This is a genomic window from Acinetobacter sp. ANC 4862, assembly GCF_004336635.1.
In the GTDB taxonomy this organism is placed as follows: Bacteria; Pseudomonadota; Gammaproteobacteria; order Pseudomonadales; family Moraxellaceae; genus Acinetobacter.
Genome location: NZ_SJXH01000050.1, coordinates 1 through 14,724, shown reverse-complemented (window position 1 = coordinate 14,724; position 14,724 = coordinate 1). Strand labels below are relative to the sequence as shown.

13 protein-coding genes and 4 pseudogenes are annotated in these 14,724 nt (G+C 37.6%); 9 read left to right on the top strand and 8 right to left on the bottom strand.

Features of this window, described 5'->3' with window-relative positions:
- A pseudogene (locus tag E0409_RS15380) lies at positions 1 to 194 on the top strand (ISNCY family transposase); the annotation flags it as partial.
- 213 nt (positions 195 to 407) lie between these two features.
- On the top strand, positions 408 to 872 hold the full coding sequence (locus tag E0409_RS15370) for a MarR family winged helix-turn-helix transcriptional regulator (protein ID WP_131292258.1): 465 nt from the start codon (positions 408 to 410) through the stop codon (positions 870 to 872).
- A gap of 227 nt (positions 873 to 1,099) precedes the next feature.
- Here the strand turns inward: E0409_RS15370 and E0409_RS15365 are convergent, their stop codons facing one another.
- Positions 1,100 to 1,861, bottom strand: a complete 762-nt coding sequence (locus tag E0409_RS15365) for a hypothetical protein (protein WP_131292255.1) — start codon at positions 1,859 to 1,861, stop codon at positions 1,100 to 1,102.
- A gap of 305 nt (positions 1,862 to 2,166) precedes the next feature.
- Between E0409_RS15365 and E0409_RS15360 the strand changes: the two genes are divergently transcribed.
- Complete coding sequence (locus E0409_RS15360; RefSeq protein ID WP_131292253.1) at positions 2,167 to 3,342, top strand: MobA/MobL family protein; 1,176 nt, start codon at positions 2,167 to 2,169, stop codon at positions 3,340 to 3,342.
- A 59-nt stretch (positions 3,343 to 3,401) separates the two neighbouring features.
- On the opposite strand, the gene E0409_RS15355 is transcribed toward E0409_RS15360, so the two are convergent.
- On the bottom strand, positions 3,402 to 3,668 hold the full coding sequence (locus E0409_RS15355; protein WP_131292251.1) for a hypothetical protein: 267 nt from the start codon (positions 3,666 to 3,668) through the stop codon (positions 3,402 to 3,404).
- A gap of 748 nt (positions 3,669 to 4,416) precedes the next feature.
- On the opposite strand from E0409_RS15355, the gene repM reads away from it, so the two are divergent.
- Positions 4,417 to 5,346, top strand: a complete 930-nt coding sequence (repM, locus tag E0409_RS15350) for a replication initiation protein RepM (protein WP_131292249.1) — start codon at positions 4,417 to 4,419, stop codon at positions 5,344 to 5,346.
- 60 nt (positions 5,347 to 5,406) lie between these two features.
- The gene (locus E0409_RS15345) at positions 5,407 to 5,967 is read left to right on the top strand and encodes a plasmid replication DNA-binding protein (RefSeq protein WP_252151831.1); all 561 of its coding nucleotides are present in this window, start codon (positions 5,407 to 5,409) and stop codon (positions 5,965 to 5,967) included.
- Between the two features lie 204 nt (positions 5,968 to 6,171).
- Here E0409_RS15345 and E0409_RS15340 read toward each other — a convergent pair whose 3' ends face one another.
- Entirely contained in the window at positions 6,172 to 7,506 is a 1,335-nt protein-coding gene (locus E0409_RS15340) for an ISNCY family transposase (RefSeq protein WP_131292247.1), read from the bottom strand.
- A gap of 170 nt (positions 7,507 to 7,676) precedes the next feature.
- Here E0409_RS15340 and E0409_RS15335 point away from each other — a divergent pair, with 170 nt between their 5' ends.
- Both E0409_RS15335 and E0409_RS15325 read left to right on the top strand, forming a co-directional pair.
- Positions 7,677 to 8,171 carry a hypothetical protein gene (locus E0409_RS15335; protein WP_252151830.1) on the top strand — a complete coding sequence of 165 codons (495 nt, stop codon included), beginning with the start codon at positions 7,677 to 7,679 and terminating at the stop codon, positions 8,169 to 8,171.
- Between the two features lie 155 nt (positions 8,172 to 8,326).
- Positions 8,327 to 9,077: pseudogene (locus E0409_RS15325) on the top strand (helix-turn-helix domain-containing protein); the annotation flags it as partial.
- A 30-nt stretch (positions 9,078 to 9,107) separates the two neighbouring features.
- Here the strand turns inward: E0409_RS15325 and tnpC are convergent.
- The 4 genes and pseudogenes from tnpC to E0409_RS15305 all read right to left on the bottom strand — a co-directional run.
- Positions 9,108 to 10,754, bottom strand: a complete 1,647-nt coding sequence (tnpC, locus tag E0409_RS15320; RefSeq protein ID WP_131292241.1) for an IS66 family transposase — start codon at positions 10,752 to 10,754, stop codon at positions 9,108 to 9,110.
- 74 nt (positions 10,755 to 10,828) lie between these two features.
- Positions 10,829 to 11,164 carry an IS66 family insertion sequence element accessory protein TnpB gene (gene tnpB / locus E0409_RS15315; protein WP_121775636.1) on the bottom strand — a complete coding sequence of 112 codons (336 nt, stop codon included), beginning with the start codon at positions 11,162 to 11,164 and terminating at the stop codon, positions 10,829 to 10,831.
- Positions 11,161 to 11,589 (bottom strand): IS66-like element accessory protein TnpA, encoded by a 429-nt coding sequence (gene tnpA, locus E0409_RS15310; protein ID WP_131292238.1) that lies wholly within the window; start codon positions 11,587 to 11,589, stop codon positions 11,161 to 11,163. The genes tnpB and tnpA overlap by 4 nt, the downstream gene beginning before the upstream one ends.
- Positions 11,590 to 11,670: 81 nt before the next feature.
- Positions 11,671 to 12,087: pseudogene (locus E0409_RS15305) on the bottom strand (IS3 family transposase); the annotation flags it as partial.
- Between the two features lie 624 nt (positions 12,088 to 12,711).
- Between E0409_RS15305 and E0409_RS15300 the strand changes: the two are divergent.
- Positions 12,712 to 13,194 (top strand): hypothetical protein, encoded by a 483-nt coding sequence (locus E0409_RS15300; protein ID WP_131292236.1) that lies wholly within the window; start codon positions 12,712 to 12,714, stop codon positions 13,192 to 13,194.
- A 6-nt stretch (positions 13,195 to 13,200) separates the two neighbouring features.
- A complete protein-coding gene (locus E0409_RS15295) occupies positions 13,201 to 14,490 on the top strand; it encodes a hypothetical protein (protein WP_131292234.1) in 1,290 nt (429 codons plus the stop codon).
- On the opposite strand, the pseudogene E0409_RS15290 reads toward E0409_RS15295, so the two are convergent.
- A pseudogene (locus tag E0409_RS15290) lies at positions 14,468 to 14,724 on the bottom strand (IS982 family transposase); the annotation flags it as partial. The gene E0409_RS15295 and the pseudogene E0409_RS15290 overlap by 23 nt on opposite strands.

The window sequence follows — 14,724 nt, the reverse complement described above, 5'->3', positions numbered from 1 at the left end:
AGCTCAACCAGCGAGAGATTGTTGAGAATAAACGGTTGGGTGCTGTTCTGAATCATATCCAACAACAGCATGAAGAACTGGAACAACAAAACAAACGCAATCGTTCTCAAAAGATGCCAAGCAGACGTGCACAGAAAACAGCAATTCAACAACGAAATCTGAATCCTGTGCTTGACTTGGAAATGTCCATATAGGACATTTCTATTTGGTTATTAGGTAGGACATTTCTACTTGGGAATAACAACAACAACAACAACACACACAAGCTGTTAGAACCTTACAAGAAACTTGATATCTGAATAAGAAATAAAAATAATTTAATATGTATTGCTAAAATAATAAGTTTTCAAGTAACATTTATTTTTAAAATAATTTAAATTAAATCAATATATTAGGGGTTTTAGTTTATGACGAAAAAGTATAATAAGTTTTTTTCTGCAGCAGCCGATTTTAATCTAGATAATTCTCCATATTACTGGATCACTCAAGTACATACTCAGTATGTACACAACTTGGATCATGCACTTAAAAAATATGGTTTAGATTATTCTCGTCGTCGTATTTTACAGGCTTTAAAAGCTAACCCCCAAGCGAGTATCTCTAGACTATCTGAAATGATAATTTGCAAAATGTCGACCACTACGAAAATTGTTTATCGTTTAAAAGATGAAGGGTTAGTTAATACCTATTGTTGTGAATATGATGGCCGAATGACGCGGGTTGTATTAACAGATAAAGGAGAGCAAATGGCGCAAAAGATTAATGATTTGAGCCACATTGTTTTAGATCAATCTTTTGAAGGTTTAACACCGCTACAAATTGAAAAAATGTTAGAAAACCTTAAACTTATTTTCAGAAACTTAGCCCATTAATCTAAAACAGCTAGCTTTTTAGCGTCGCGTATAAATCTAAGACTTTCTTTGAGCATACTAAAATTGATGTTCCACGGCTTCTAAAACATTGATTTTAGGTTCAGGATTTTGGTTGCCATGACGTTACTTTGGGGTGTACTTGAGTTTACATAATGTCTCTTATATGAAAATAACATGTAAGCCCAAAATAGAAATGTCCAATTCCTCCAAAATCCCTACTAAATAAACTACTCTTCGCCTTTCTTTAAGGCCTTCTTAATTTCAATTACTGACAATAATTCTCCGTCCTTTTTCCATGTATGTAATCCTTCTAACACCTGAATAAAAAGTTTGTTTGATTCAAAATAATCACTTTTATATTTTATAACCTCCTCATATACCTTAGATTTCATTACATTGTCGTGAAATTTTTTTGTATTCTTAATTCGGTTCTTAATCTGTTCAGGAGTCGATTCACTAATATCAATTCCTAATTCTTTAAAAGCAGCTAACACAGCACCGCCCAACTCAAATTTACGATGATTTTCGGCTTTGCGTTTTTTCCCAGCATCTTTTTTCTGGATCTGACTCAAATACAACTCTAAGTCACTGTATTCAAGCTTTTGAGCTTTAAAATTCAGATAACGGGTACACATTGTTTTCAAAATATTCGTTTCAGCTAGTTCTAGATCATTATTTTGATAACGCTGGTACAGATTCAGGAATTTTTCTTCATACTCAGTCTTTCTAGGATTTCTAACCAGTTCATCAAACAGCAACTGCAATTTTAGATGTTCACGGTAAGGTTTTAATGCCTCTTTCACCAAAATTTGTTGAGCTTCAGACAACATTTCAAAATTAAAATCTTCAGCTTGTAGCGCATCAATGACCTGATTCTGCAATTCTGTCCGTGGATCTTTTTCTGATAAGAACTCAACAAAAGCATGCAACTCTGCCATTTGTAAAAGTTGAGCTGGTCTACCACGCTTTTTTGCTTTTTCCTGAGTCATATCATCTGCCGCCTTATTTTCAGAACTGCAACCTCTTTAAATATGGTTTTACCATATTTAAAGAGGGCAGTCTGAAAAGAATTAATTAAAATAAAAATAAAATTTCTTGAAAAGAATTTTTAATTTAATTTTAATTAATTCGCACTTGACAGTTTCTCCTCATCGGAGAAACTAGTACGCAATGGGGCGATTCCCCCTTGACCCCCTTTAAACGAATCCTCCAGCCATTCAGGCATTCCAGATTCGTAGGTTTTCACCCTCGTTTCACTCGGTTAAAAACAAGACCAGCATCCCAGGCGGTACACATGGCAACCTACCATTTCAGCATCAAAAGCAAGAATAAAGGCTACGCCACCCAGCATTACCTCTATATTGCCCGGTTGATGCAGTACGAAGGCATCAGGAAAAAAAGCGAAGAAGTCCTAGAACATGTAGAACCTGGACGCTGCATGCCGTCGTGGGTGAAAGATCCTGTCGAATTTTGGCAAGCAGCAGATACGTTTGAGCGAGCAAATGCCAAGGTCTACATGGAGTATGAAATTGCCCTACCGAATGAATTCACGCCAGAACAGCGTAAAACGCTCATAGAGACGTTTTTAGACAAGCATATAGCTCCACAGCAATATCCGCATTCATACGCCATACACAACGTTAAATCGCGTCTCAGTGGCGAAGAACAGCCCCATTGCCACCTCATGTTCTCCCTCAAAGCCGATGATGGGCTCGAACGAACCGCAGAACAATACTTCAAGCGCTACAATCCACAGGATCCAGCCAAAGCTGGTGCCAAAAAAATCCAGCTGCAGGATGGCCACGCAGACTATTCCACATTCTTACTGCACATCCGCAAAGCCTGGGAAAATCACCTCAATGATGCTTTGGCCGAGCACTGCCCTACTGTGACCTACCAGATCGACGGCCAAGATATCACCATCAAGAACCAGGTATCAGCCGACAACTATGAGAAATACAACGAGATCCATGGCACCTTGTATCTCCCGGAACCCAAATTAGGTGCTGGGAAACAGAATGAAACCGTGGAATACCTGGCTGAGATCCAGAAAATCCGGCTGCACAATGCCAAAGAACGAGAAATGGAACAAAAGCAGCGGCAACAGACGCAAACGCATGAATATTTCTATTCATGCCTGAATGAGCCTTATACCTCACTCGAAGTCATGCACTACTTGAATTACTTGGCCAAAAAAGCCAAAAACCAAAAAGAACTCAATCAAGATTTCAAAGAAATCATCAAAACACAGAAGCCAATGCTTCAGACTGAACATTGGAACCTGAACAGGATGGATTACCAGCTGAAAAATTCACTCGAATATCCAGATCCACAAATCGAGTTCAATCCTGTCTTAAAATCTCAGGCTGAACAATCGAAAGTTATTCAAACCAACCAACCTGCTGAATCTACTCTGTCATCCATACAGCCTAAACCAAAGAATGATGATTATGATTTTGGCGGTCCCTAGGTTTGATGTTTTCTATATACCTTGTAGGTATATAAAGAGCGTGTGCTACGATCGACTGATTAGCAAGTCGATTCATAATTTACAGCTTCTTTAAAAAGAAGCTGTAAATTATGAATTTCTTTTTCAGAACTAGGATCTATTTGTATGGCCATGTTTTTATTCTCTTTGAGCAAATATATCTGTTCATAACTAACACTTATCAGATCAGTACTTTTAAACGTCAGCTCACCCTTTAAAAATAGTAAATGTAAATATGCCGTCTTATCGAAATAACTAATTTTTGAATACAATAAAATATGTTCTTCATTTTCTTTAAAAAAGTTCATGTGAACTCTCTCTTTTGGGCAGAAAATTGGAGCATAACAATTTTTAATTTTTCATGATTTCATACGTTGCATTTTTGGAAAAAAAGTTACTTTTGGTTAAATAATGTTCAATTTATAAAAATTAAAACTACCATAATATGTGTAAAACATTTTATGTCCTATGCATATGGAATATTCAAAAAGTATTATTACTTAAGTAGCGAAATTTTTTGGAATATCACCTAACTTTACAGAGCGAGTGTCTACGAGCGAACTGACATCATTAAAATTTCACCCGCTTTTTTCCCTGATTACATGCTTCCCTTTACTTACGTGATTTAGAATCAGAGCGTCACGAAGTGCGCGAACGATAGAGCTTTTGCTGTTTATTTAAGTCACAACGAAATTAAGCAAAAAATTGCCCCGACGAATCGAGCGAAAGCGAGATTCAATAGAGTTTGAGCGTAGCGAAAACCGAGGGCAATTTTTCATGACCTGGGTTTTTAATTATTTTAAGTCTTTTAAATGCTTTTAGACACGATGAAAGCCTTTATTAACAATGGTTACAGATGTTATATGACTACGTTTACCTACCAATATGACTACGTTTACCTACCAATATGACTACGTTTACCTACCAATATGACTACGTTTACCTACCTTAAATCTACAAAATATTTTTAGTAGATTTAACTACGTTTACCTTGCATAATTCTACATAATTATTAATATAGATTTATATTCATAAATAATAATGTAGATAAATAAGATGCGGGATTTAGTTGTTAAAGATAATGCATTAATCAATGCAAGCTATAACTTAGATTTAGTAGAACAACGTTTAATCCTATTGGCTATTGTCGAAGCAAGAGGTAGTGGTAGAGGCATCAATGCAAATGATCCTTTAGAAGTCCATGCAGAGAGCTATATCAACCAGTTTAATGTTGCAAGACAAACAGCCTACCAGGCCTTGAAAGATGCTTGTAAAGATTTATTCGCCCGACAATTTAGCTATCAAGAGATTAACAAAAGAGGGAATGTTGAGAATGTTCTAAGTCGTTGGGTTAGCGAAATTAGATATATCGATGATGAAGCAACAGTAAAGCTGATATTTGCACCAGCTATTGTGCCCCTTATTACACGTTTGGAAGAACAGTTCACAAAGTATGAGCTACAGCAAATTAGTAATCTCAGTAGTGCTTATGCTGTACGTTTATACGAGTTATTGATTGCTTGGCGCAGTACAGGTCAAACACCAGTTATTGAACTAACAGAATTTAGAAAAAAGATAGGTGTTCTCGATGATGAATACACAAGAATGGGGAATTTTAAAGATCGGGTACTAACTCTAGCTATTGCTCAAATTAATAAGGAGACCGACATTACTGTTAAATACGAACAGCATAAAAAGGGACGTAACATTTCAGGTTTTTCATTTTCTTTCAAACAAAAGAAAGTAGTTCCAGCTAATGCAAATAGTAAGAGTTCAAATACCCTTAATCTTTTCGCGAAAATGACAGATGTACAACGCCATTTGCTTGCTAATAAACTGTCAGAACTTGCTGATATGAGTAAGTACTCTCAAGGTACCGAAAGCTATGCACAATTTGCTGTTCGAATTGCTGAAATGCTACAGAATCAAGAGAAATTTGAAGAACTATTACCGTATCTTAAAAAAGTAGGATTTAACGCAAAATAAACTTCATGTTCAGGTAGGATGTTCATCTAAACATCCGTGTACATGCACTGAGGGACTATATTGAACACAACAAAATTTAGCGTTATGGACGCAAGTAAAGCCTTTAAAAAATCACGTACAACAATATATGAGGCTTTAAAAAATGGTGAATTATCAAGAGATCATGATGGACTTATAGACTTATCTGAACTTATCAGAGTTTATGGCAATCCAGTCGGTGTTCAGTCCAGTACACGTACTGAACAAGTTCAGAAGGATGTACAGGTACACGTTCAATCTGAAGTTGAAAATGTATTAAAAGACCAAATTTCTCTTCTTAAAAATCAGTTGGATTTAGCCAATCAAAGAGAAAAGTCTTTGATGCAACATATAGAAGATCTCACACATAGAATTGAGTTTAAAGGCACCCTAGAACAGCCAAAACAAGAAGATATTGGGAAGATAAATCAATCTACTGATTCAAATATAGCAACAGATCCTCGGCCAGAGGCTGAGCCAAACTATGACGAATTGACTACTTCTACTCAAAAAGAAAATAAGCGCATTCCTGTTCCGGAACATGTCGAGCCGGAACCACAGAAAAGGGGCTTTCTGAGCCGTTTTTTCCTGCCGAATGGCTAAGGGCATTATTCACCTGGGCTAATAAAAACCGTGGAACAATGATCAAATAGTAAGCGTGGAACGTGATAAATCATAAAAAAAGCCCCGATTGGAGAAAAGGGGCTTTTAAGTTTGCACTATATCATTGAAAATTAAAGAAAAGATATAGGCTGTTATTCACCAATTAAAATGTCTATGCGATAAACCATTTAAAATGTCCTGTTTTTAACCACAAGAGTCAAGCACAGGATTTAAATTTCTTTGTTCAATAACAGCTTTCTGAGCTTTACGACTCGGCATACTTTTCTTGGATCTAGAACGTTTATTTTGTTGTTCCAGCTCTTCATGCTGTTGCTGGATATGCGCCAGGACTGAACCTAAACGTTTATTCTCAACCACTTCATTCTGCTGTAGCCCAGCCAATTTATTGAAGATGCTGTAGTTGAGCTTTCGTCCTTCATGCATGAGGGCCACAGTCCCATCCGGATACTCCAGAAATGAAATGTATTGCCCAACTAATTTCTGGTTCAATTCAGCCGGTTCAAGCATATAAATACATTTGTCATAGGTCAGGGTCAGATTCTTGGTGACCTTACGTGGTTCCTGCCAGGTAAAAATATCATCTAGTTCAGCATCAGATTCCGTTAAAGGGCGATGCAAGTTCTTCGAGTTTCTCGCACACTTGGCGAACTTCTGATTGAAATGCTCAATAAAGCAGGGCAGCCAGGCATTTGCTTCGGCAATCGAACCGATGCCTTCCAGGCGCATCTCCTTGATCAGACGGTCCTGAAGGGTTCTATTGGCACGTTCTACGCGACCTTTGGCTTGCGGTGAGTTGGCGAAGATAATATCAATGTTTAACTCATTCAGAATCCGCCCAAATTGCGTGATCTTGCTGTCTTGGCTCGATTTCTGATTCACTCGGAATACCGAGTGTTTATCGCTGTAAAAGGCCAAAGGCTTGCCATATTGCTCAATGTAGGCTCTAGTGGAAAGCATATAGTCAAAGGTCGTTTCCGCCTCACAAAAGCGCAAATGTAACAACCTTCCAGTGGCATCATCGATATAAACCAGCAAGCAGCATTTGGCGGAACGGCCTTCAAACCAGTCATGATATGAGCCATCAATCTGGATCAGCTCACCGAAGCAATCACGGTTATAGCGTGGTTGGTATGGACGTTTCATTCGTTTGGATCGCGGAATCCAGAGCCCATTGGCCGTCATCCAGCGCCGAACTGTTTCTATCGGGATATTCAGATCAAATATGCTACTGAGCTTCTCATGGGCCAAGGTGGGTCCAAATCCAAGCAGATGTTCAGAAATAATTGAAAGACATTGCGATTTTAATAAATCATCATGGCGATGATGGCCCGGTTGACCACGACTTGCATGAGTCATGCCTGAAACACCATCTTGATTGAGCTTCTGTAATAACCGGGTAATTTGACGGGTAGAAAGATTCAGGATTTCAGCAGCACGGACTTGGGTAATACGATGATCTCGAACGTCTTGCAGAACTGCAAGACGTTGAATTTCTTTGTCAGACATAGTGATCAGCATCTATATTTTATATCCAGTCCATGGTGATAAAAACCATCATAAACTAGACATTTTTATTGGTGAGAATATAGACACTTTAAATGGGTTCTAACAAAAGCATTTCGTATAAGGTGTATTATGTTAATTTTAGGAAATCTCAATTTTAAAAATTACTCATGTTAAAAGCTTTCATGTTAGTTATGGCTTTAATTTTAACTTCTATCAATCATCTATTACATGCAGAGACCAATAGGTTGAACTCAAATAAAATATTAGAACCCTTTATCTTTGAAATTGGTTCTAATTTTTCAGATATTCAAAATAATTTTAACTTAGAAGCAAAGACTTCAGGAGTAAATTTCATCAAGGAGTCAAACTGGTACAGATTAAAAACCCCAGTAGGATTTATTTCCCTTCAAGAATGGCAAGGTAAACTTCATTGTATTGCTTATGATATTAATATTGATGATATAGAAATAAAAAAGAAATTAAGTGATTATATTTTTGAAAAATATAAAAATAATTTTGAATGGGTGGATAGGGTTGATAATGGGTTTTATGTTTCATATGAATCCTCTAATGATTCTATCCAAGGAATCTATGCATATTCATTAGGCACAACTATTTCTTTCACTAGTAATGAAATTAGAAAAGCAGAAACAAAGATTCGTTTTCCAAATCTTTAGCTTGTGAAACCATTTATTTAACATAATGGTGCTTATACGAAATTCAATTGTAAGCCCCAAATAGAAATGTCCGGTTTCTCCAAAGTAAAAATGTCCGCTTTTAGAATATGCACTTTTGCGATTATCGAAGCGGACGGTTTGATATGTTGGTGTTTATGTCGGATAAAGAACTTAAACGATTGTCGATCTTGCAGGAAATCTGCGATCAACGCATAACTCAATCCCAGGCTGCTCAGCTACTTCATATTTCAGAACGTCAGATCAGACGCTTACTGCAGAAATACAAAGTTCAAGGCCCAGCTGCATTAGCCCATGCTGGTCGTGGCCAAACCAGCAACTGCAAACTTCCTGAATAACTCAGACTCAAGTGCCTCAATATTGTTTCGGATCAACTCCATGGTTTCGGACCCACTTTAGCGCATGAAAAGCTCACCACCGTGCATGGATTCGATCTTTCAGTAGAAACCCTGCGTTGCTGGATGATGCCGATTTGTGGATTCCTCGCTCCAAGCGCCTGAAACGCCCGTATCAGCCACGCTATAACCGGGATTGTTATGGTGAACTGGTACAAATCGGCTGAGGAATTAGATGATGTTTTTACCTGGCGTGAACCCCGTAGAGTCACGAAGCTTGACCATTACTTATGATAAATGCGTATATCTCCTGGAGAATACAGAGGAAAATCAGAGGCTAATCGGTAAATATCTTGAATTTCTAGAATACCCGGATGGTACTGTGGCCATCATGTATGAAGGACGGAAGATCAATTACAGCATCTTCGATAAATTAAGTCAGCTCAACCAGCGAGAGATTGTTGAGAATAAACGTTTAAGTTCTGTATTGCTGCATATTCAACAACAGCATGAAGAACTGGAACAACAAAACAAACGCAATCGTTCTCAAAAGTAAGCGTGCGCTGAACCCCATAGCTATTTTTTAATTTTGGTCGGGTTTCCAGCGGTGCGGCAGCAATTCTTCTATTTGGCTCACTTTATGTGTCGGCAACCTTTTCAGCACATTACTTAAATAGGCATACGGATCCAAGCCATTCAGTTTTGCTGACTGGATTAAAGTCATGATATTGGCAGCTCGTTGGCCGCTGCGCAGCGAGCCAGCAAACAGCCAGTTCTTTCGTCCCAAGGCCCAGGGGCGCATTGAGTTCTCAGCCCAATTATTGTCAATGGGCAGATTGCCATCATCCAGATAGCGGCTTAAGGCTTGCCAACGCTTCAGACTGTAATTGATTGCCTTGGCGGTTGGAGAACTCGATGGCACCGTCAGATAATGTTGGTTTAACCATTCATACAGTTGTTGCATCACCGGTTGACTATGCTGTTGCCGGTATTCGCAGCGTTGTTGCGTTGTACCATCCGTCTTTTTCCTGAGTTCTGCTTCTATGGCATACAGTTTCTGAATCAGCACTAATGCCTGTTCAGCGATCTGACTTTTCCCGGTCACATGCAGTTCATGGAATTTACGACGTGCATGTGCCATGCAGCCCACCTCAATGACATCGCCTGATCTAAAGCGGGCTTTATAACCACTATAATCATCACAGACCAAATGACCCTGCCAGCCTTTCAGGAAGGCTTCAGCATGCTGACCTGAACGGCTCGGCTGAAAGTCATAGATCACCGCCTGAACCGGATTGTACTGTGTCGTGGCATAGGCCCAGACATAACCTTTCTTCGGTTTTTTTTCATCATCACCAAGCTGCATGGTGGTGACCGGCGTTTCATCTGCATGGATCACCCGCTGCTGCAGCACCACCTGTTTTAAGACATCCGTCAAGGGTTCAAGTTCCACCCCGCAGCGACCAATCCAGTCAGATAATGTGGATCTGGACAGATCAATACCTGCGCGTAGAAAGATTTGACGTTGACGGTACAGCGGTAAATGATCAGCATACTTGGAAACCAGCACATGGCTGAGCAATTCAGGACTGGCGATTCCTTTATCAATCACATAAGCAGGCATCGCTTGCTGAGTCAGGGTGTCGCACTGATCACAGACCCATTTACCACGTACATGCTGTTCCTTATAGAACTGTGCCGGTCTAAAATTCAGTTTTTCACTGACATCTTCACCGATACGACGCAGTTGGCATCCACAAGCACATTGGGTTGATGCAGGTTCATGCTCAATACGGAGAGTGAGTAGATGATCTGGGAGCGGTCGACGTTTAGGTTTGTTGACGAGAGCTTTCTGTGTCGCTGCATCGATTTTATCTGCATTCAGCCGTTCCAGTTCCAAATCGACTGCTGCGATATCTTCTTCAACCGCTTCATCCCACAGATGGATTTGTTTTGCTGTTAGATGTTCGTTTTTACTGCCGAATTTGTGCTGTTTAAATAGTGCGAGCTCATGCTCGTATTTTTGCGTGAGAATGGAAAGATGTTGGTTGGTTACTTCAAGATGTTGAACTTTGGCATCTAATTGTTGATTTGATACTTCTAGATGTTGAACCTTGGTATCTAATTGTTGATTTGATTGCGCTAGAGACTGATGCTGAATCGCCAACTGTCTGGTAAATTCCAGCAGTTGCTCATAGGTCAGTTGGCTTAAATCAGGCAGCGTATTCATGACCGCAGTATGCCTGAGGTCATGATGCAGAGGAAATAGAACGTTTGGAGAATAGCAGAATGCACGAGCTTGGTTTAGAGCATAGTCACCACCTGCTGTCGTCCAATGCGCTGCCAGGGCAAACCCTGGATCAATGCCTGTAACTGTTCCGGACTGAGGGCTACGGTTTCACCCTGATGAACCTGCGCCCAGTGAAATTTCCCCTGTTCCAGCCGCCGGGCACACAGCCAGATGCCCAATCCATCATGCACCAGCACTTTCATGCGATGGCCACGTTTATTACAGAACAGGTAAGCGCAATGCGGTTTGATGTAACCAAAGGCTCTCACCACCTGAGCCATGGCAGTATCCATCCCTGCACGCATATCCATCGGCTGGGTAGAGAGCCAGATTTCATTTATATGGATCATTGAGTCAAACCTTGGATGAGTAACAGTAATTCAGTTGCAGACTCCACTGGCCATTCGATTTCGATCACCTGATCTCTTGCGGAACATTGTTTCTGATGCAGTGGAATTCTGATATGAGCGACAGCTTTCTTCTCCGGCACAGATGGCGGAGGTGCTTCTTGTTTGACTGGAGTCGGGTGAAGAATGACCGGAAGAAAGTCAGTCTGTGGAATGGATGGGGTTTTTAATGCAGAGGGCATTGATCTGGACTGACGAATCCATTTATGCAACAGATTGGCATTGATTTGATGTTGCATTGCTACTTTGGCCACTGATGTGTCTGGCTGCTGACATTGCTGAATAAGCTGATGTTTAAATTCAGCTGTGAAGGTTCGACGGGGCTTTTTTAGCGTTGGTGTGCTGTCTATAACTGTCTTTAAATCCATAAATAGGTGTCCACTTAAATTTTAGTGGACACTATCGCGGTATTAATGAGTTAGAAAAAGTGGGGCTCAGCGGACGCTTACGCAATATTGGCTGCCTCTGTCCGAATGAATAATTAAGCCTTTCGTTGGTTTTTGATTACGAATCGCCATAGTCAGTGCATTGCAAACAAGTTGTGCGGTCATACGCTCATTTAAGCTATAGCCAACCACTTGTTTCGTGTACAGGTCTTTTACTGCTGCCAAGTATAACCAACCTTCAGCAGTCCAAATGTATGTAATATCGCTTGACCATGCAAGATTGGGCTTAGTCATTGAAAACTGTTGCTCTAGTAAATTTGCGTAGATCGCTCGATTATGATCACTCTTCGTAGTTCTTTTGAAACGCTTATGACGCTTACAATACAGCTGGTTGAGCTTTTTTATTTGACGTACAGCATACGTACTGATTTTGATACCTTGCGCTTGTAAATGCTTAGTTAATCGAATATAGCCATAGCTTGGGAAAAAGCCGATCAAATGATCGGCTTTTTATTGTTTAAGTAAAAACTATTGAGAATAAGTTATTTAAAATTTAATGAAAATCCTAAAGATTATTTTTTTATTAAAAAATTTAATTTTATATTTTAATCTTAAATAGCATTTAAAAACCTTACATGCTTGGATTGAAATTTTAAAAATATCTAGTCTGGATAATTATTTATATATATAGATCGTATCTTTTATATCAATTAAAAACAGATTAAATTCAGTTTTTGAAATTTATATTGAAGTCTAGATTTTATAATACATTTATGATGAAATTCTATGAACATAGATTGATCTTCAAATTTGATATAAAAGCTAGGGTCGTAGAAAACAGAACTTAAGACTGATCAGGAAATCTAAGAAGGGGAGGAGATATCATCAAGTTATACATAGCCATCGTGAAATATGTCAATATTTGTATTTAAAAAATATATATAAAAACAATATCTTATGATTTATATTAGGAATTGATGAAAAAATTATCAATTTAAAATCAAACATATTTAATACAATATTTAATGTATTAAAATTGTAAATTTAATTGACAAAAAATTTTATTGTATTAATTGTGTTTTTATATTGTTTAGATTGAAATTTATGCACAAGAAAATAGATAAAAAAATTGCAGAGTTAAAACAGTATTATATACATGAATCTGTTTTTTTAATTTATTTTATTTGGAATGATTTAATTCAAGGTAGAGACATCGAAAGAATTAATTATTTAGATTTTGATATTCAGGCGGTTTATATTGAAAATCATATATTTTTAATTAACTATTTTGAGTTATCTCTATTATCAAATGATTTTATTAAAAAAATAAATATCATTAATTATTCAGGTAGTGATCATAAAAATATTGCATGTATATATTTGGCTGATTGCGTAAAACGACTAAAAAAAATAGACGATAAAGCTAATTTTTTTAAACATGTATTTTTAGACAGTAATAGTCTTCAAGATCAAGATTTAATGAATGCATTTAAAATGTCGAAAATTTCTATCAGTCAATATGCAAATTTTTTGAATTTACCTTCTTCAAGTTTAAATATTTCTATTAAAAATCTGTCCAGAGATTGAGTCTTTATGTCTGATATTTCTAAAATAAACTTATCGCAAGAGACGTTGAAAAAATTAATTGAATTAAATACAGATCAATTAGCACTAAAATTTTCAGATCAACAAAGAATGCAACAGCAACATGAATTTTTTGAGTCTTCATTAATGAAGATGCTGGAGCAATACAAAAAAGATGAGCTTGCCAACGGTGAGAGTGAAACTATTGTTATTCACAAAGAAAAAGATGAAGAAATTAAGCAAAATGAATCAAACTTTGAATACTATTTTGTAAAAGATGAACAACTTTTTGCAAGCATTCGTGATGAATTAAAAAGTTGGCAAATAGAAACAACTTTTCAAAAAATATTCTTTAATACTTTTTTGATTAAGAAAGGCAGCATTGGTAAATATCCATTTTATGCATTTGTTGCAGCATATCTTAAAAGTGAATTACCTTCCCAGCAAAAACAAAAACTCATGCATTTAGCTTTACGTATAGTTATTCACTTAAGTACGATTAAACAAAGCCGATCAAAAGTAGAACGAATGCTCGCACATTTTCGTTTGCTCTTTTTAAGTGAGAAAGCGGTTTATGAAAATTTCAGATCATTGCTGGACTTAGAGATATTACATCGATCGGATTTTTATTCGTTAAATGATATTTGGAATTTAATAACAGCCTACTTTCTTAAGAATGCTAAGCACACCACTGAGTCAGATTTCTCACAGCAATCAACAGATCCAACACCCGTAAAAACTGATGCTGATACACAATTTTTATCGTTGTGGCGTAGTACCTTAAATAATATTCAGCGTAAACGAATTGTGGTTAAAACCAAGAAAGAACAAAAATCGGTTATAGATATCGAAAAACCGCTAGATGGCTTAAAAAAACCGGTGAAATTATTGGCTGAGGTCACGGATGGTGCTGATATTGAACCGCTAGATATTGCTTGTGTTGAGCTAGATTCACAAAGAGGTTTGGCAAAATTTTTGGCTGGAGAAGAAAAAAAAATTAGCAGTAAGATTATTAATCAGATCCTTCAAGATCAGTCTTGGGTAGAAAGAGCCTCATTATGCAATGATCATTTTTTTGATCAAGATTCGGGTCAAGCACTCTTTATTAGTTTACTTAAGGCTTTTAAGGAAACGCAGGCGAAAGATGATAAAGGATTATTGGCGACAGCATTACTATCTTTTCTTACCGGAGAAAATGCAACAAATTTTCTATTAAAAGGAGAAAAATTACATCCGAATTTAGAAATTGATAGAGTCGGAAATTATCTAACCCTAGTTACGGATAAGCTAAATTTCTAACGACATGAATTTTTGGCTTATTCTTCTGACAGAGTTGATAGGCACATAGAGAAGAAAATATGCCTGCTAGGAAACCGGAAATAGCCCGATGTTTACTGCTTACTAAATGGTATTTTTCTTTCAATAAGCCAATTAAAGTTTCAATTCTTTTCCGCTGTCTCAAGTGGTATTCATCAGAAAAAGGCAATAGACTTACTCGCATATTCTTTCTAGGATAAGTAATTAAATCGATAT

What these genes read in the sequence shown, in the direction of transcription:
- E0409_RS15370 (WP_131292258.1), top strand. Translation starts at nt 408, where the DNA reads ATGACGAAAAAGTATAATAAGTTTTTTTCTGCAGCAGCCGATTTTAAT.
- E0409_RS15365 (WP_131292255.1), bottom strand. Translation starts at nt 1,861, where the DNA reads ATGACTCAGGAAAAAGCAAAAAAGCGTGGTAGACCAGCTCAACTTTTA.
- E0409_RS15360 (WP_131292253.1), top strand. Translation starts at nt 2,167, where the DNA reads ATGGCAACCTACCATTTCAGCATCAAAAGCAAGAATAAAGGCTACGCC.
- E0409_RS15355 (WP_131292251.1), bottom strand. Translation starts at nt 3,668, where the DNA reads ATGAACTTTTTTAAAGAAAATGAAGAACATATTTTATTGTATTCAAAA.
- repM (WP_131292249.1), top strand. Translation starts at nt 4,417, where the DNA reads ATGCGGGATTTAGTTGTTAAAGATAATGCATTAATCAATGCAAGCTAT.
- E0409_RS15340 (WP_131292247.1), bottom strand. Translation starts at nt 7,506, where the DNA reads ATGCTGATCACTATGTCTGACAAAGAAATTCAACGTCTTGCAGTTCTG.
- E0409_RS15335 (WP_252151830.1), top strand. Translation starts at nt 7,677, where the DNA reads ATGTTAGTTATGGCTTTAATTTTAACTTCTATCAATCATCTATTACAT.
- tnpC (WP_131292241.1), bottom strand. Translation starts at nt 10,754, where the DNA reads ATGAATACGCTGCCTGATTTAAGCCAACTGACCTATGAGCAACTGCTG.
- tnpB (WP_121775636.1), bottom strand. Translation starts at nt 11,164, where the DNA reads ATGATCCATATAAATGAAATCTGGCTCTCTACCCAGCCGATGGATATG.
- tnpA (WP_131292238.1), bottom strand. Translation starts at nt 11,589, where the DNA reads ATGGATTTAAAGACAGTTATAGACAGCACACCAACGCTAAAAAAGCCC.
- E0409_RS15300 (WP_131292236.1), top strand. Translation starts at nt 12,712, where the DNA reads ATGCACAAGAAAATAGATAAAAAAATTGCAGAGTTAAAACAGTATTAT.
- E0409_RS15295 (WP_131292234.1), top strand. Translation starts at nt 13,201, where the DNA reads ATGTCTGATATTTCTAAAATAAACTTATCGCAAGAGACGTTGAAAAAA.